Origin of the sequence: Halorubrum salsamenti (genome assembly GCF_007671685.1) — an archaeon.
Classification (GTDB): Archaea; Halobacteriota; Halobacteria; order Halobacteriales; family Haloferacaceae; genus Halorubrum; species Halorubrum salsamenti.
This window is the reverse complement of record NZ_VCNL01000002.1, coordinates 682763-697350: the sequence shown is the minus strand read 5'-3', so window position 1 is coordinate 697350 and position 14588 is coordinate 682763. Positions and strand designations below refer to the sequence as shown.

Genomic DNA, 14588 nt, shown 5'->3' with positions numbered 1-14588 from the left:
AGTCATGATGATCCCCGTCCGGTGTTTCACGTGCGGCAACGTCGTGGGTGAGCACTGGGAGGAATTCAAGGAGCGCGCCCGCGAGGGCGACGAGGACCCCGGTGAGGTCCTCGACGAGCTCGGCGTCGACCGGCACTGCTGTCGCCGAATGCTGGTCAGTCACCGCGACCTCGTCGACGTCGTCTCGCCGTACCAGTAAACCATGTCAGAACAGCGATACAACCGATACGAGAAGGCACGAATCCTCGGCGCGCGAGCGCTGCAGGTGTCCTACGGGGCGCCCGTGCTGATCGAGACGGACCAGACGGAGCCCATCCTCGTCGCCGCCGAGGAGTACGACGCGGGTGCGCTCCCGTTCACGGTCCGGAGGGAATCCAACTAATGACCCGAATCACCGGCATCTCACTGCGTCGCGTGCTCGACTCACGCGGGAACCCCACCGTGGAGGCCGACGTGCTCACCGAGTCCGGCGGCTTCGGCCGCGGGGCGGCCCCCAGCGGGGCCTCGACCGGCGAGTACGAGGCGATCGAGCTCCCGGCCAACGAGTCCATCGCGGCGGCCCGCGAGCACGCGGTCCCCCGCCTCGAAGGCGTGTACGCCGGCGACCAGCGCGCGGTCGACAACGCGCTGCGCGCCGCCGACGGCACGGACGACTTCTCCGCGATCGGCGCCAACAGCGCGGTCGCGATCTCGATGGCGGCCGCGAAGGCCGCCGCCGACGTGCTCGGTGCGCCGCTGTACCAGCACCTCGGGGGCGCGTTCCGCGGCGAGAACTTCCCGATCCCGCTCGGCAACGTCGTCGGCGGCGGGGAGCACGCCAAGGAGGCGACGCACATCCAGGAGTTCCTCGCGGCGCCCGTCGGCGCGCCCAGCGTCTCGGAGGCCGTGTTCGCGAACGCCGCGGTCCACGCGGCGGTGGCGGACGTGCTCGACGAGCGCGGCGTGCCGGCCGCGAAGGGCGACGAGGGCGCGTGGGCGCCCCCGATCTCGGACGCCGACGCGTTCGAGGTCGTCGACGAGGCGGTCGACCGCGTCGAGGACGACGTCGGCTTCGAGATCCGCTTCGGGCTCGACATGGCTGCCGCCGAGCTGTACGACGACGACGAGGGTGCGTACGTGTACGGCGACGAGACCAAATCGACCGGCGAGCAGATCGACTACGTCGCCGGACTCGTCGACGAGTACGACCTCGCGTACGTCGAGGACCCTCTCGACGAGAACGACTACGAGGCGTTCGCGGAGCTGACCGACCGAGTCGGCGACCGGACGCTGATCTGCGGCGACGACCTGTTCGTCACCAACGTCGAGCGGCTCCGCGAGGGGATCGACACGGGCGCGGCCAACAGCATCCTGATCAAGCCGAACCAGATCGGGACGCTGTCGGACGCGTTCGACGCGGTCGAACTCGCCTCTCGCAACGGGTACGAGACGGTCATCTCGCACCGTTCGGGCGAGACCGAGGACACCACCATCGCACACCTCGCCGTGGCGACCGATGCCGGATTCATCAAGACCGGCACGGTCGGCGGCGAGCGCACTGCCAAGCTGAACGAACTGGTCCGCATCGCGGACGACGCGGTATGACGGGCCGACACCACGCATGAGCGAAGACAACGACGCGGTCGAACTCGACGACGACGCGGAGACCGAGGCGGTCGACGCGGCGGTCGAGGAGGAGGCCGACACGACCGAGGAACCGACCGCCGACGCGGCTGCCGAGGGGGCGTCCGCTGACGCCGAGCCCGAAGCATCCGCCGACGCCGAGAGCGAGGCGGCCGCCGAGGCCGACGCGACGGAAGACGCGGGTGACGACGCCGCGGACGAGGAGGACGCCTCCCCGTTCGACGACGACGTCATGCCCGACGACGACGTCGACCTGCTGATCCCGGTCGAGGACTACCTCTCCGCCGGTGTCCACATCGGGACCCAGCAGAAGACGAAGGACATGGAGCGGTTTATCCACCGCGTCCGCGACGACGGCCTGTACGTGCTCGACGTGAGCACGACGGACCAGCGGATCCGCACCGCCGCGGACTTCCTCGCGAACTACGACCCCGAGCAGATCCTCGTCACGTCCTCGCGCCAGTACGGCCGGTTCCCGGCCGAGAAGTTCGCGGACGCCATCGGCGCCCGCGCCCGCACGGGTCGCTTCATCCCCGGAACGCTGACGAACCCCGACTACGCCGGCTATATCGAGCCGGACGTCGTCGTGGTCACTGACCCGATCGGCGACGCGCAGGCCGTCAAGGAGGCCATCACCGTCGGCATCCCGGTCATCGCGATGTGCGACTCCAACAACCAGCTGTCGAACGTCGACCTCGTCATCCCGACGAACAACAAGGGCCGACGCGCGCTGTCGGTCGTCTACTGGCTCCTCGCCAACGAGACGCTCGACCGCCGCGGCTCCGACACCGTGTTCGCCCTCGAGGACTTCGAGGACGAGCTGTAGGGCCGTTTCGACGTCGATTTCGACTTTTCTGACAGTTCACTCCCGTAGCACCGCCGCTGTCGCCGTCGCTATCGTGATAACGAGTGATCGGCAGGCGATCTTGCGGGAGGCGATCTCGTGGGAGACGGACTCGTGAGGACGCTCCCGCGAGCGTCGTGTGCGACGCGGGCCGCGACCTGCTCCGCGGCCCTCAGAGGATGTCCGGCGTGTACGGGTACGAGTAGACCTGCCCGTCGTTGGCCTTCAGAGTGGCTATCAGAACCAACACGAGATCGATCAGTCCGATGAGCGGGATGAGCGCGAACCCGACGAGGACGACCGTCAACAGTCCCGAGACGACCATCGCGATGAAGATGATCAGCTGGAAGTTGAGGGAGTTTTTGGCGTTCTGTTTGACGAGCTCGTCGTCGTCGTCCGCGAGTATCAGGAACAACAGCGGTCCCAGGAACGAAGCGACCAGTGCCGACGCGTGCGAAAGGGCGGCGAGAGTCGTATCTCCGGCGACCGTTTCCTCAACGCCCGCATCTGTTGGGGATGACATACTACGGATATCTCATACTGAATTGATAAGTATTGGGTCCAGATTCCCGATCGGACCACGAAGCTAGGGACTCTCGTCGGGCACGTCATGGGTCCACCGCGGCTCTATCTCCCGATTCGCGAGCACGACTCGGTCGCCGCCGTCCGTGTCGATCCGGGTCTTCCGGAGTTCGATGGCGGCGACCGTTCCGGTCACGCCCTTCGCCTCGACGCGGTAACCGACGTTGAAGTCGGGGTCGCGGAGGAGGTAGACGCCCGCGACGGTGTCCTCGATCATCTCGGAGAGCGCGTAGGAGATCCCCAGCGCGATGAAGCCGACGGCGGTGCCGAGGCTCGCCGCGATGTCGCCCATACCGACGACCTTCAGGAACGTTAGCGCGACGCCGAACCACAGGAAGATAGCCATGAGCGTGGCGATGAGATCGCCCACCAGTTCGCGGTCGCCGACGTAGATCCGGTCGATCGAGGTTCGAACCAGAGAGAGGATGACCCGTACCGTCACGTACGCCAGGGCGAGGAAGATCAGTCCCGAGAGCAGCCGCGGTATCGCGACTGCCAGACCCTCAACGAAGTTCATGAGTGACCGTGTCAAAAGCGACGGGAGCGTCGTCATAGCGCGCACGACAGCGGCCGGCGGTGAAAAGCTGGCGGGGTCGGTGGGGCTTGCCGCTCCGCGTCCGAACCACACCTGTGACGATCCCGCAAGCGCAACGCCTGTAAGCACGCGGAGAGAGTGAGTTCGTATGACCGCCTGTGAAGCGCCGGGGAAGGTGTACCTCTTCGGCGAACACGCCGTCGTCTACGGCGAGCCCGCCGTGCCGGCGGCGATCGAGCGACGCGCCACGGTGACCGCCGAGCCCCGGTCGGACGACCACGTCCGCGTCGAGGCCGAGGACCTCTCGCTCGACGGGTTCACGGTAGAGTACGCCGGCGGCACCGGCGACCGACCCGACGTGGACGTGCCGACCCCGCTGGTCGAGGCCGCGATGGGCTACGTCGACGCCGCGGTGCGGCAGGCTCGGGACGCGGCGGACGCCCCCGACGCCGGCTTCGATATCACCGTCGAGAGCGACATCCCGCTCGGGGCCGGACTCGGCTCCTCTGCGGCTGTCGTCGTCGCCGGGATCGACGCCGCGACGCGCGCGCTCGGTGACCCGCTCGACCGCCGCGAGCTGGCTGACCGCGCGTATCGCGCCGAGTACGAGGTGCAGGACGGGCAGGCCTCCCGCGCCGATACCTTCTGCTCGACGATGGGCGGCGCGGTCCGCGTCGAAGGTGACGACTGCGAACCGATCGATACGCCGAACCTCCCGTTCGTCGTCGGCTTCGACGGCGGGGCCGGCGACACCGGAGAACTCGTCGCCGGCGTCGGCGAGCTCCGCGAGGAGTACGGGTTCGCGGCCGACACCGTCGATTCGATAGGCGACCTAGTCAGGACCGGCGAGGGGCTGCTCGAAGACGCCGCTCCTGAAGAAGAGCCGTCCCCGGAGCTGCTCGCGGAGCTGGGCGAGCTGATGGACTTCAACCACGGACTGTTAGCCGCGCTCGGCGTCTCCGCGCGCTCGCTCGACGCGATGGTGTGGGCCGCCCGCGACGCCGGCGCCCACGGGGCGAAGCTCACCGGCGCTGGCGGGGGCGGCTGCATCGTCGCGCTCGACCCGAGCGACGCGACGGAGACCGCGCTCTCCTTCACGCAGGGCTGCGAGGAGGCGTTCCGCGCCGAGCTGGCGACGGAGGGCGTCCGGGTGGTGGAGCCGTGACGGGCATCGGCACGGATCCGGACTCCGACGCCGCAGGCGACTCCGACGCCGGACCACCAGTCGTCCTCAAGCTCGGAGGGAGCCTGATCACGGAGAAGGACCACCCGGAGACGATCGACGACGACGCGCTCGCCGCGGCCTGCGACGCGGTCGCGGGCGCGCTCGCCGACGGCGCGGTCGAGCGGCTCGTCGTCGTCCACGGCGGCGGGAGCTTCGGACATCACCACGCCAGCGAGCACGGCGTCTCGACGACGGCGGGAACCGGGGACGCCGGCGCGGTGATGGACGTCCACGGCGCGATGACGACGCTGAACCGGGCGGTCCTCGACCGGCTCCACGAGCGGGACGTGCCCGCGGTGCCCGTCCATCCCCTGTCGCTTTCGGCCCGTCCCGAGGGCTCCGACGGCGACCTCGACCTGCCGCTCTCCTCGACGGCGACGTTGCTCGGCGAGGGGTTCGTCCCGGTGCTCCACGGCGACGGCGTCGCGACCGCGGGCGAGGGAGTCACCGTCGTCTCCGGCGACGAGTTGGTCGTCGAGCTCGCCGCCGGGCTCGGCGCGCGGCGGGTCGGCGTCTGCTCGACCGTCCCGGGCGTCCTCGACGGCGACGGCGCGGTGATCCCCGCCATCGGCTCCTTCGAGTCGGTCGCCGACGCGCTGGGCGCGAGCGACGCGACGGACGTATCCGGTGGGATGGCGGCGAAGGTCCGCGAACTGCTGGCGCTCGACGCGCCGGCGTACGTGTTCGGCGCCGACGGGTTGGCGTCGTTCCTGCGGGGGGAAGACGCCGGCACTCGGGTCGACTGATCGGGGGACAGAACCCTTATTCGGCCCACCGTTCTCCCTCTAGGTATGAACGAAGCGGACGTACGGGAGCGGCTCGCGGACGTGGAGGACCCCGACCTCGGGGACGACATCGTCTCGCTCGGTCTCGTGAACGACGTCGCCGTCGAGGCTGACGAGGGCGGGGCCGGCGGGACGGTCCACGTGTCGCTCGCGCTCGGCGCCCCCTTCTCGCCGCACGAGTCGGGGATCGCCGAGGACGTCCGGGCGGCGCTCGCCGACACGGGCCTCGACGTGGAGCTCTCGGCCTCGATCCCGGACGAGCTGGACGCGGACGAGCAGGTCCTGCCGGGCGTGAAAAACGTGATCGCGGTCGCCTCCGGCAAGGGCGGTGTCGGGAAGTCGACGATGGCCGTCAACATCGCGGCGGGGCTCTCGGAGCTCGGCGCGCGCGTCGGCCTCTTCGACGCCGACGTGTACGGCCCGAACGTCCCCCGAATGGTCTCGGCCGAGGAGCGCCCGCAGACCGACGGCGAGACGATCGTCCCTCCCGAGCGCTTCGGCGTGAAGCTGATGAGCATGGACTTCCTCACCGGCGAGGACGACCCGGTCATCTGGCGGGGCCCGATGGTCCACAAGATCATCACCCAGCTCGTCGAGGACGTGGAGTGGGGCGAGCTCGACTACCTCGTGATGGACCTGCCGCCGGGCACCGGCGACACCCAGCTCACGATCCTCCAGACGCTCCCGCTGACGGGCGCCGTGATCGTCACGACCCCGCAGGAGGTCGCGCTCGACGACGCGGTGAAGGGGCTCCGGATGTTCGGCAAACACGACACGAACGTGCTCGGGATCGCCGAGAACATGGCGGGCTTCCGGTGTCCCGACTGCGGCGGCTTCCACGAGATATTCGGCTCCGGCGGCGGGAAGGCGCTGGCGCAGGAGCACGAGCTTCCCTTCCTCGGCGGCGTCCCGCTCGACCCCGCGGTCCGGACCGGCGGCGACGACGGCGAGCCGGTCGTCTTGGAGGAGGGCGAGACCGCGGACGCGTTCCGGGTGATCGTGGAGAACGTCGCGAACAACGCCGGGGTCGTGCGCCGCCGCGAGGTGAGCGGAGAGCGATGAGCGAGGAAGGCGACGGCGACGGCGACGGCGAAGAGGGAGAGGGCGGCGAAAGCGACGAGCCCGCAGACCCTCTCGACGCGGCCGGGATCGATCCGGTCGTCCCCGAGTCGGCCGCGGACGCGGCGGGCGAGGCGTTCGCCGAGGACGACGCGGTCCGCGCGTTCCTCCGCGAGATCGCCGCCGACGTGCGCGGCGACAGCTCCGAGAGCAAGCAGCTCTCGGCGATCCTCTACCGCGTGTCGGACCTGTACGACTCGGAGGAGCAGACATCTCCCGAGGAGATATACCTGAACGTCCGGCACATCATGCGGATCAAAGAGCAGGGCGGGATCGAGCGGTAGGGCGTGATTGTTGGTGGTTGGGTGGCAGGCTGAGAGGTTGTAGTCGGTCGTTTTTAGATGGCTGTGACGTGCGCCGTGGTGAAGACCTCCGAAGCCCCGGCAGCTCGTTTATAAGTGATTGATACCGGATCGACGGTGAACACCACCAAAGCCCCAACCGCTCAGTAGTACGGGATCGGTGACTCGACGGAGAACACCGTCAAAGCCCCAGTCACGACGACTCGGAGGCCTTGCTGCGCGCCTCGCTCGCGTTGCTCGCTGCGGTGCTTACTGCGGCCGCCTTCGTCCTCGCGACTGCCCCTTTGAACCCCGCCCAACCGCACCGCTCAGCCTCACTCCTCCCCAGCCTCGTCACCGGACTGCGTCCGGTTACAAGCGAGAGCTCCGCTCTCGCCCTGTCGCTGGCGGCTGTCGCCGCCTGCGACTCCCTCGCGCGTGTTGCTCGGCCGTGAAACGGCCTCGCAGGCACGCGCCACCGCAGTCCATTTATGAAAACAGGAGATCGGATTCCGACCTTACCCGATTGTTTACACCCGCTCGTCGAGTACCGTCTCGTCGCCGTGGCGGACTTCGACGCGCTCGGGGATCGACGCCTCCGTGAACGCGACAGCGACCTCGTAGGGATGCGTTTCGCCGATATCGGAGCACGGGCCGCCGTCCCAGTCCGGATCGTCCTCGGTGGTCAGCCGGAACAGCAGGCGGCCGGCGTCGAGGTCCGCCTCGATCAGATCGACGCGGTAGCAGTCCCGCGAGCCGTCGAGCAGCCGCCCCCTGACGGTGAGGCGCGGCGGCTCGGCGTCGACCGCGCGGAGCAGGATGACAGCGTTGTTTGGACTCGCTTCGTCGGGTTCGAACTCGCCGGTGTGCTCGCGGCGGAGCGTCACTTCTGCGCCATCGACCCTTTCAGGAATTTCACCCCACGGCGGCGTGGGACAGCCGGCGATCGAGGCGGTCGAGGCGGCGGCCGCGGTCGCGAGGAGGGCTCTGCGGCGCATGGTGGAGAGCCGCCCGGCGGCCGGGGTAAATTTTGTGGCGGCGAGGGACTTCTGCGATCGATCGTTTCATACTGATAGCACGTCTCACGGTAACACACATGAGCGACGATCGGATTCCCGTGACGGTTCTCAGCGGGTACCTCGGCGCCGGGAAGACGACGATGGTAAACCACCTGCTCGCGAACCCCGGAGACAGGCGGATCGCCGTCATCTTAAACGACATGGGCGAGGTGAACGTCGACGCGGAGCTCGTCGCGCGCGAGAACGACGAGGAGGGGATCGTCGACCTCTCGAACGGCTGTATCTGCTGTCGGCTGCAGGACGATCTGCTGAGCGAGTCGGCCGCACTTGCGGAGTCCCGCGAGTTCGACTACCTCCTCGTCGAGTCGTCGGGCATCTCCGAGCCGATCCCGGTCGCGCGGGCGTTCACTGAGGGGACCGAGGACTCCGATATCGACCCGACCGAGCGCTTCCGGCTCGACACGATGGTGACCGTCCTCGACACCTACGGATTCTGGAAGGAGTTCGACGCCGGCGAGAGCCTGCCGGGCGACGGGGAGTCGACCGCGGACCGCCCCCTCGCGGACGTGCTCGTCGAGGGGATCGAGTTCTGCGACGTGCTCGTGATGAACAAGACGGACATGGTTCCCGACGACGTGCTCGACGAGATCGAGTCGGTCACCGAGCGACTCGGTCCGCGGGCGAAGCGCATCCGGACGAGCTACTCCGAGGTCGATCCGGGGGACGTGCTCGACACCGGGCGCTTCGACTTCGAGACGGCCACGCGGTCGCCCGGGTGGAAACGCGCGATAGCGGAGAGCGAGGGCGGGGAAGAGTCGGCGGGCGATCACCACGGCCACGACCACGCCGAGGGCGCCGCCGCGGCCCACGGCGTCGACTCGTTCGTCTACCGCTCGGCCGACGCCCTCGACCCGGAGCCGTTCGCGGACTGGCTCGCCGACTGGGACGGCGCCATCGTGCGGGCGAAGGGCGTCGCCAACGTCGCGGGCACCGACGAGGTCATCGGCGTGAGTCAGGCCGGCCCCTCGGTACAGGCGGGACCGATCGGCGAGTGGGGGCCCGAGGACGACCGCCGCACGCGGCTCGTGTTCATCGGCAGCGAGATGGACGAAGCGCGGATCCGCGGGGAACTCGACGGGCTGGCGGCCTCGGACCCCGAGGCGGTCGAGAGCGCGGACGCGTTCCCGATCTGAGCGGGCTCCACCGGCCGGTCCGAATCAGATACCTAGCTCCGCCTGTAGGTCGTCCCAGTCCTCGTGGAACCCGTGGGTGGACTCGGTCTCGGCGCCGACCGCCGACTGGTAGACGTCGTCGTACTTCAACAGCTCCCCCCAGCCGTCGTGGAACGCCCAGTTGCAGTACTTACACATACCGGTGACCACGCGCGGGACCGACATACCGGTTTCGGCGGGAGGGACGCAAGTGGTACCGGTTTCGGCGGGGGGACGGAGGTGGTACGTCCCACGGATGTCGACAGAGTGAACCGCACTCGTGACGTATGGTACCCATCAGCGCGGACCGGCCGCGACGAGACACTCATGGTCACATACAGGCGCGGCGGACACGTTCAGGGAAACGACGAGGCGGTCGAACGCACCTGCGATCACTGCGATTGGCACTGCATCGCCGGCGGGTACCCGGAGCTGATCGGGCGGTACCAGTCACATCTCCGGGACGAGCACCCGGAGGCGTGGCTCCGGGCCTGACGGTCGATCAGTTTAAAAGAAAACCGGACGGCGAGGCTTCGCCTCGGCGACTCAGGGTTCGAGCAGGACCTTCGTGACGCCCTCCTCGCGGGCGTCGAACGCCTCGTACATCTCCGGCGCCTCGTCGAGGTTGACGCGGTGCGAGACGACCCAGCTCGGGTCGGCGCGACCCTCGATGATCATGTCGCGGAGGTACCGGTTGTACGCCTTCACGTTACACTGGCCCGTGCCGCATTTGAGCCCCTTCTCGAAGAACTTCCCGAAGTCGATGCCGAGCCGCCCCTGCGCGGCCATGTCGTCGGGCGCGCCCGGATCTTCCGGCACGTACAGGCCGGGGATGCCGAGTTCGCCCGTCGGTCGAACCACGCGGATCAGGTTGTTGATCACGACCGCCGGGTTCTCCTTGGCCGGCTGGTAGGAGTAGTCCTCCGTGTCGGTGTCGACGTCGTCGGGATCGGTCGCCTGATACCCGACCGCGTCGACGCCCTTGTCGACCATCCCGCCGTGCTCCTCGATGATCTGATCGACCGGGTCGCCCTCGGAGAAGTCGATAGCGTGGGCGTCGCAGTGCTCTTCGGCCAGCTCCAGCCGGCTGGGCACCTGATCGACGATGTAGATCTCGGCGGCGCCCTTGATCTTCGCGCTGTAGGCGGCCATCAGTCCGACCGGCCCGGCGCCGAAGATGGCGACGGACTCGCCCGATTCGAGGTTCGCCAGTTCGGTGCCGTGCCAGCCGGTCGGGAAGATGTCCGCGAGCAGCGAGAACGCGTCTTCGTGTTCGCGCCCCTCGGGCAGTTTCAGGGCGTTGTGGTCCGCGTACGGGACGCGCAGTTTCTCGGCCTGTCCGCCCGGATACGGTCCCATCGCGACGTAGCCGTACGCTCCGCCGGCGAAGCCGGGATTGACGTTGGTACAGAAGCCGGTGTACCCCTCTTCACAGTTCTGACAGAACCCGCAGGAGACGTTGAACGGCATCACGACGCGGTCGCCCTCCTCCAACGTCGAGACGGCTTCACCAACTTCCGAGACGATCCCCATGTTCTCGTGACCGAACACGATCCCTTCCTCGGCGGCGGTCCGACCCTCGTACATGTGCAGGTCGGAGCCACAGATGCACGACGTCGTGATGTCGACGACGACGTCGTTCGGGTGTTCGATCTCCGGGTCATCTACTTCTTCGACGGCCACGTCGTACGGGCCTTGGTATACAACAGCTCTCATTATGTGCTCCGTGTGACCAATGGGCGTCTGGTATTCTAAACGTTTTTACATTATATTATACTGTTAATAAATTAAGTTATAATTTAATTATATATCAGTTATTCAGAGCGTTCCAGTCGAAACGAGAACGGAGCAGACCGGAACCGTCGGTCTCGTCGGTCCCGGTAGTCACGGTGGTCAGCACCGGTTGGGTTCGGTCTGTCGTTCCGTAATGACTATCCCCGGTCCCGATGAACCGGGAGGTATGGACTGGCCACACGACCCCGACGGCGAACAGGGGAGCGAGGGCATGCGGCAGTACGGGCACGCGGTGCTCGCGAAGAAGATCGACGAAGGGGAGGACTTCCCGCTGTCGGCCGCCGACTACGTCGAGCAGTACGGCGACCATCCGATCCGGATCGACTTCGAGACGGTCGTCTCCGTCGAGGATATCTTCGAGAACGTCGAGAAGGAGGAGTTCGAGGACTTCGTCGAGTTCCACCAAGAGCTCGGGCGCGCGATGCGCGAGAACGGCTACTGGTTCTACGAGGGGGCCGAGCAGTTCGTCGACGGCAGCGCGTAGGTGTTCCCCGTTTTCACCGGCTCTCACCGGGAATCGCTTCCTTATTCCTGATCTCGATCCGTCCTTCGATCCGCGGATCGATCCCGTGTTCGCGGGCGTAGTCGGCGAGCACCTCGTACTGGATGTCCGTCTCGTCGATCCGGTGGCGCTGCGCGAGCGTCGGGAACTCGTGGTCGGAGTGGAGGAGATACTCCGAGACGGCGACGGTGTAGCGCGCCTCGGGGTCGATCGGCTCGCCGCCGACGGTGGCCCCCAGAACGAGCTCGGCGTCGGCGTCCCAGACGACTCGAGCGTTCGAGACGTGGCCGTGCCACCAGTCGTCCTCGCCGAAGTCAACGTCGGGCGCGGCCATCTCGCGGAGCACGTCACGCAGCTCCGCGCCCGTGACGGACGCGAGCGCCACGGGCTCCTCGAACGGGATCAGACTGATCAGGTCGGCCTTCGTCACGTCGCCGACCCACGGGTCCCCCTGACGGAGGCCGCCCGCGTTCGACAGCCCCACGTCGGCGTCGAGCGCCCAGCGGAACGCGTCCGCGACGAAGTTACCGACGCGACACTCCCCGCCGTGGACGACCTCGCCGGTCCGCTCGATCGGCTCGTCGACGCGGTCGACGACCTCGTCGAGGTCGGCGGCGGCCATCCGCTCTTCGAGGGCGGCTCCGAGACCGGCGACCGGCTCGGCACCGTCCGGTTCATGAAGGGTCGCGGTGGGGACGGATGCCCCCTCGGCGTCTCCCTCGGAATCCCCTTCGGCGTCTTCTTCCCCGCCGAGATCGACCTCGACGACGGTCTCGCCGTTGACTCCGGGGCGGACCAGCAAGGTATCGGCCACGCGCTCGTTGCGCGGGCTATGGACGTGGCCGCCGAGGACCGCGTCCACGTCGAGCTCGCGGGCGAGGTCGTCGTCGCCCGCGCCGAGATGGGAGAGGACGACGACGCGATCGAGGCCGTCCCCGTTCTCGGCGGCATCGGCGCGCATCTCCGCGATAGCGGTGCGCGCGGCGGCGACGGGGTCGTCGAACGTGAGGTCGGCGGCCATGGGGTTCAGCGAGTCGGTCGCGGGATCGGTGACGCCGACGAACCCGACGGTCGCGCCGTCGATCCGGCGGACCGTCCACGGGACGACGCCCTCGTCGCGGCCGAAGGGGTCTCCGTTCTCGTCGCGGACGTTCGCGGAGACGAACGTCGCGGTGGCGTCGTCGACGAGGCCGCGCAGCGGGTCCGGTCCGTAGTCGAACTCGTGGTTACCGAACGTGTCGAGGAGGGTGTCAGTCGCGGCGTAGAAATCGAGGACCTGCCGGCCGGTCGCGACCAGCGAGAGGACGCCCGGGGCGGTCGTGTCGCCGGTGGCGACGACGGCGGCGTCGGGGCCCGAAACCTCCCGGATCCGGCCGGCGAGGCGGGCCGCCCGCTCGGGGGCGTCAAAGACGTTCTCGATGTCGGAATAGTGAACGAGACGGGCCATTCGATGTGCGGGGGAAGGGGCGAACGACGCTTAAAAAGCGCGGAGTCCGGGCGGCGCGCTGCCGTCGGAGTGCGGTGCGGCGAATCGGCCGATCCGTCGCCAACGTCGCGACTGAAGCGGGTCCGACCCCCGTGATCCCCGCTCTCACACGCGCGAGACATTGAAAGCGCTTTTATGGATGTCCGGACTACGTCGCTTCACAGCCTCTGCGGGGTTGATGATGTGCCGTTCCGATAGGGACCGACCACGGGACGGACACGCGAGCCCGCGCGGGGGATAGGTGAACAACATATGCCCGTTTACGTAGACTACGAAACCCCAGCCGACCTCGCCGAGCGATCGCTTGAGGCGCTCGAGGTCGCCCGAGACACCGGTACCGTGAAGAAAGGAACCAACGAGACCACGAAGGCCGTCGAGCGCGGCAACGCGGACCTCGTCATCGTCGCCGAGGACGTCTCCCCCGAGGAGATCGTGATGCACCTCCCCGAACTCGCCGAGGAGAAGGGCATCCCGGTCGTCTTCGTCGACACGCAGGACGAAGTCGGCCACGCCGCCGGCCTCGAAGTCGGTTCGGCCGCCGCCGCCGTCGTCGACGCCGGCGACGCCGACGACGACGTCGAGGATATCGGCGAGAAGGTCGCGGAGCTTCGATAACCACCCATGAGCGCAGAAGAGGGCACCGGCGACTCGACGACCGCGGAGGTCATCGAGGTCGTCGGCAAGACCGGGATGCACGGCGAGGCCATGCAGGTCAAGTGCCGCATCCAGGAGGGATCGAACCAGGGCCGGATCATCACCCGGAACGTCCTGGGCCCCGTCCGCATGGGCGACGTGCTCCAGCTCCGGGAGACGCAGCGCGACGCCGACTCCATCGGAGGGCGATAACCAATGGTCGAGACACGCACCTGCGACTACACCGGCGAAGAGATCGAGCCCGGCACGGGCACGATGTACGTGAAGAAGAACGGACAGATTCTCCACTTCGTCGACTCGAAGGCGGAGAAGAACTACTTCCTCGGCCGTGAGGCGCGCGACCTCGAGTGGACCGAGGAAGGGCGCGAGCAGGGTGGCGAGTAGATGAGCCACCACGACGAGCGCACCTTCGTGATGGTGAAGCCCGACGGCGTGCAGCGCGGTCTCATCGGCGAGATCGTCTCCCGTTTCGAGGAGCGCGGTCTGAAGCTCGTCGGCGGCAAGTTCATGCAGATCGACGAGGACCTCGCCCACGAGCACTACGGCGAACACGAGGGCAAGCCGTTCTTCGACGGCCTCGTCGAGTTCATCACTTCCGGCCCCGTCTTCGCGATGGTGTGGGAGGGCGCTGACGCGACCCGACAGGTCCGCGCGATGGTCGGCGAGACCGACCCCGCCGAGTCCGCCCCGGGCACGATCCGCGGCGACTTCGGCTTAGACCTCGGTCACAACGTGATCCACGCGTCGGACCACGAGGACGAGGGCGCTAACGAGCGCGAGATCGACCTGTTCTTCGACGAGGACGAACTCGTCGACTACGGCCTCGACACCGCCGCGTGGGTGTACGAGGACGAACAGCACTGAACGGCGACGCCGCTTTTCGCTTTCTTCGACGCCGCGTTCCCGTGAGCGGTAGCTATTCCGACAC

Annotated in this window: 21 protein-coding genes; 15 read left to right on the top strand and 6 right to left on the bottom strand. The window is 67.9% G+C overall.

Annotated elements, in window-relative coordinates; translation table 11 throughout:
* Positions 1-4: 4 nt before the first annotated feature.
* The 4 genes from FGL94_RS08070 to rpsB are packed head-to-tail and all read left to right on the top strand — an operon-like array spanning position 5 to position 2449.
* Entirely contained in the window at positions 5-199 is a 195-nt protein-coding gene (locus FGL94_RS08070) for a DNA-directed RNA polymerase subunit N (protein WP_004046453.1), read from the top strand.
* 3 nt (positions 200-202) lie between these two features.
* A complete protein-coding gene (locus FGL94_RS08065; RefSeq protein ID WP_050024947.1) occupies positions 203-382 on the top strand; it encodes a DNA-directed RNA polymerase subunit K in 180 nt (59 codons plus the stop codon).
* Positions 382-1584: a phosphopyruvate hydratase gene (gene eno / locus FGL94_RS08060; RefSeq protein WP_144923179.1), complete on the top strand. Its 1203-nt coding sequence runs from the start codon at positions 382-384 to the stop codon at positions 1582-1584. Before FGL94_RS08065 ends, eno begins: the two co-directional genes overlap by 1 nt.
* A 16-nt stretch (positions 1585-1600) precedes the next feature.
* Positions 1601-2449, top strand: coding sequence for a 30S ribosomal protein S2 (rpsB, locus tag FGL94_RS08055; protein WP_144923176.1), 849 nt, complete (start codon positions 1601-1603; stop codon positions 2447-2449).
* Positions 2450-2639: 190 nt separating this feature from the next.
* On the opposite strand, the gene FGL94_RS08050 is transcribed toward rpsB, so the two are convergent.
* Entirely contained in the window at positions 2640-2990 is a 351-nt protein-coding gene (locus FGL94_RS08050; protein ID WP_144923173.1) for a DUF4870 domain-containing protein, read from the bottom strand.
* A 63-nt stretch (positions 2991-3053) separates the two neighbouring features.
* Positions 3054-3602: a mechanosensitive ion channel domain-containing protein gene (locus FGL94_RS08045; RefSeq protein WP_144923170.1), complete on the bottom strand. Its 549-nt coding sequence runs from the start codon at positions 3600-3602 to the stop codon at positions 3054-3056.
* 130 nt (positions 3603-3732) lie between these two features.
* Here FGL94_RS08045 and mvk point away from each other — a divergent pair, with 130 nt between their 5' ends.
* From mvk to FGL94_RS08025, 4 genes are read left to right on the top strand one after another with little or no spacing between them, the layout of a single operon-like run.
* Positions 3733-4749: a mevalonate kinase gene (gene mvk, locus FGL94_RS08040; protein ID WP_144923167.1), complete on the top strand. Its 1017-nt coding sequence runs from the start codon at positions 3733-3735 to the stop codon at positions 4747-4749.
* The gene (locus FGL94_RS08035) at positions 4746-5555 is read left to right on the top strand and encodes an isopentenyl phosphate kinase (protein WP_144923164.1); all 810 of its coding nucleotides are present in this window, start codon (positions 4746-4748) and stop codon (positions 5553-5555) included. Before mvk ends, FGL94_RS08035 begins: the two co-directional genes overlap by 4 nt.
* A 45-nt stretch (positions 5556-5600) precedes the next feature.
* Positions 5601-6656 (top strand): Mrp/NBP35 family ATP-binding protein, encoded by a 1056-nt coding sequence (locus FGL94_RS08030; RefSeq protein ID WP_144923161.1) that lies wholly within the window; start codon positions 5601-5603, stop codon positions 6654-6656.
* The gene (locus FGL94_RS08025) at positions 6653-6997 is read left to right on the top strand and encodes a hypothetical protein (protein ID WP_144923158.1); all 345 of its coding nucleotides are present in this window, start codon (positions 6653-6655) and stop codon (positions 6995-6997) included. The genes FGL94_RS08030 and FGL94_RS08025 overlap by 4 nt, the downstream gene beginning before the upstream one ends.
* Before the next feature lie 527 nt (positions 6998-7524).
* Here FGL94_RS08025 and FGL94_RS08020 read toward each other — a convergent pair.
* A complete protein-coding gene (locus FGL94_RS08020; protein WP_144923155.1) occupies positions 7525-7992 on the bottom strand; it encodes a hypothetical protein in 468 nt (155 codons plus the stop codon).
* A gap of 98 nt (positions 7993-8090) precedes the next feature.
* Here FGL94_RS08020 and FGL94_RS08015 point away from each other — a divergent pair, with 98 nt between their 5' ends.
* On the top strand, positions 8091-9206 hold the full coding sequence (locus FGL94_RS08015; RefSeq protein WP_144923153.1) for a CobW family GTP-binding protein: 1116 nt from the start codon (positions 8091-8093) through the stop codon (positions 9204-9206).
* Positions 9207-9230: 24 nt separating this feature from the next.
* Here FGL94_RS08015 and FGL94_RS18255 read toward each other — a convergent pair whose 3' ends face one another.
* A complete protein-coding gene (locus FGL94_RS18255) occupies positions 9231-9383 on the bottom strand; it encodes a hypothetical protein (protein ID WP_004046465.1) in 153 nt (50 codons plus the stop codon).
* Positions 9384-9551: 168 nt separating this feature from the next.
* On the opposite strand from FGL94_RS18255, the gene FGL94_RS18250 reads away from it, so the two are divergent.
* Positions 9552-9719, top strand: a complete 168-nt coding sequence (locus tag FGL94_RS18250) for a hypothetical protein (protein WP_186313361.1) — start codon at positions 9552-9554, stop codon at positions 9717-9719.
* Between the two features lie 51 nt (positions 9720-9770).
* Here the strand turns inward: FGL94_RS18250 and FGL94_RS08010 are convergent, their stop codons facing one another.
* Positions 9771-10940: a glutathione-independent formaldehyde dehydrogenase gene (locus FGL94_RS08010; RefSeq protein WP_144923150.1), complete on the bottom strand. Its 1170-nt coding sequence runs from the start codon at positions 10938-10940 to the stop codon at positions 9771-9773.
* A 244-nt stretch (positions 10941-11184) separates the two neighbouring features.
* Between FGL94_RS08010 and FGL94_RS08005 the strand changes: the two genes are divergently transcribed.
* Entirely contained in the window at positions 11185-11502 is a 318-nt protein-coding gene (locus tag FGL94_RS08005) for a DUF5785 family protein (RefSeq protein ID WP_144923147.1), read from the top strand.
* 13 nt (positions 11503-11515) lie between these two features.
* On the opposite strand, the gene FGL94_RS08000 is transcribed toward FGL94_RS08005, so the two are convergent.
* Complete coding sequence (locus FGL94_RS08000; RefSeq protein WP_144923144.1) at positions 11516-12967, bottom strand: bifunctional metallophosphatase/5'-nucleotidase; 1452 nt, start codon at positions 12965-12967, stop codon at positions 11516-11518.
* A 291-nt stretch (positions 12968-13258) separates the two neighbouring features.
* Here FGL94_RS08000 and rpl7ae point away from each other — a divergent pair, with 291 nt between their 5' ends.
* Genes rpl7ae through ndk form a run of 4 tightly spaced genes read left to right on the top strand, consistent with a single transcriptional unit; the run spans position 13259 to position 14524 of the window.
* Positions 13259-13621 carry a 50S ribosomal protein L7Ae gene (gene rpl7ae, locus FGL94_RS07995; RefSeq protein ID WP_095637209.1) on the top strand — a complete coding sequence of 121 codons (363 nt, stop codon included), beginning with the start codon at positions 13259-13261 and terminating at the stop codon, positions 13619-13621.
* Between the two features lie 6 nt (positions 13622-13627).
* The gene (locus tag FGL94_RS07990; protein WP_004046478.1) at positions 13628-13852 is read left to right on the top strand and encodes a 30S ribosomal protein S28e; all 225 of its coding nucleotides are present in this window, start codon (positions 13628-13630) and stop codon (positions 13850-13852) included.
* Between the two features lie 3 nt (positions 13853-13855).
* On the top strand, positions 13856-14044 hold the full coding sequence (locus FGL94_RS07985) for a 50S ribosomal protein L24e (protein ID WP_050024967.1): 189 nt from the start codon (positions 13856-13858) through the stop codon (positions 14042-14044).
* Positions 14045-14524 carry a nucleoside-diphosphate kinase gene (gene ndk / locus FGL94_RS07980; protein ID WP_144923141.1) on the top strand — a complete coding sequence of 160 codons (480 nt, stop codon included), beginning with the start codon at positions 14045-14047 and terminating at the stop codon, positions 14522-14524. It abuts the gene before it with no gap.
* Positions 14525-14588: the final 64 nt, after the last annotated feature.

Coding starts and splice junctions, on each gene's coding strand:
- FGL94_RS08045 (WP_144923170.1), bottom strand. CDS start 3,602: ATGACGACGCTCCCGTCGCTTTTGACACGGTCACTCATGAACTTCGTT.
- FGL94_RS18255 (WP_004046465.1), bottom strand. CDS start 9,383: ATGTGTAAGTACTGCAACTGGGCGTTCCACGACGGCTGGGGGGAGCTG.
- FGL94_RS08000 (WP_144923144.1), bottom strand. CDS start 12,967: ATGGCCCGTCTCGTTCACTATTCCGACATCGAGAACGTCTTTGACGCC.
- FGL94_RS18250 (WP_186313361.1), top strand. CDS start 9,552: ATGGTCACATACAGGCGCGGCGGACACGTTCAGGGAAACGACGAGGCG.
- FGL94_RS08015 (WP_144923153.1), top strand. CDS start 8,091: ATGAGCGACGATCGGATTCCCGTGACGGTTCTCAGCGGGTACCTCGGC.
- ndk (WP_144923141.1), top strand. CDS start 14,045: ATGAGCCACCACGACGAGCGCACCTTCGTGATGGTGAAGCCCGACGGC.
- FGL94_RS08005 (WP_144923147.1), top strand. CDS start 11,185: ATGGACTGGCCACACGACCCCGACGGCGAACAGGGGAGCGAGGGCATG.
- FGL94_RS08025 (WP_144923158.1), top strand. CDS start 6,653: ATGAGCGAGGAAGGCGACGGCGACGGCGACGGCGAAGAGGGAGAGGGC.
- FGL94_RS08030 (WP_144923161.1), top strand. CDS start 5,601: ATGAACGAAGCGGACGTACGGGAGCGGCTCGCGGACGTGGAGGACCCC.
- FGL94_RS07985 (WP_050024967.1), top strand. CDS start 13,856: ATGGTCGAGACACGCACCTGCGACTACACCGGCGAAGAGATCGAGCCC.
- FGL94_RS08065 (WP_050024947.1), top strand. CDS start 203: ATGTCAGAACAGCGATACAACCGATACGAGAAGGCACGAATCCTCGGC.
- FGL94_RS08010 (WP_144923150.1), bottom strand. CDS start 10,940: ATGAGAGCTGTTGTATACCAAGGCCCGTACGACGTGGCCGTCGAAGAA.
- FGL94_RS08070 (WP_004046453.1), top strand. CDS start 5: ATGATGATCCCCGTCCGGTGTTTCACGTGCGGCAACGTCGTGGGTGAG.
- rpl7ae (WP_095637209.1), top strand. CDS start 13,259: ATGCCCGTTTACGTAGACTACGAAACCCCAGCCGACCTCGCCGAGCGA.
- mvk (WP_144923167.1), top strand. CDS start 3,733: ATGACCGCCTGTGAAGCGCCGGGGAAGGTGTACCTCTTCGGCGAACAC.
- FGL94_RS08020 (WP_144923155.1), bottom strand. CDS start 7,992: ATGCGCCGCAGAGCCCTCCTCGCGACCGCGGCCGCCGCCTCGACCGCC.
- FGL94_RS08050 (WP_144923173.1), bottom strand. CDS start 2,990: ATGTCATCCCCAACAGATGCGGGCGTTGAGGAAACGGTCGCCGGAGAT.
- eno (WP_144923179.1), top strand. CDS start 382: ATGACCCGAATCACCGGCATCTCACTGCGTCGCGTGCTCGACTCACGC.
- FGL94_RS07990 (WP_004046478.1), top strand. CDS start 13,628: ATGAGCGCAGAAGAGGGCACCGGCGACTCGACGACCGCGGAGGTCATC.
- rpsB (WP_144923176.1), top strand. CDS start 1,601: ATGAGCGAAGACAACGACGCGGTCGAACTCGACGACGACGCGGAGACC.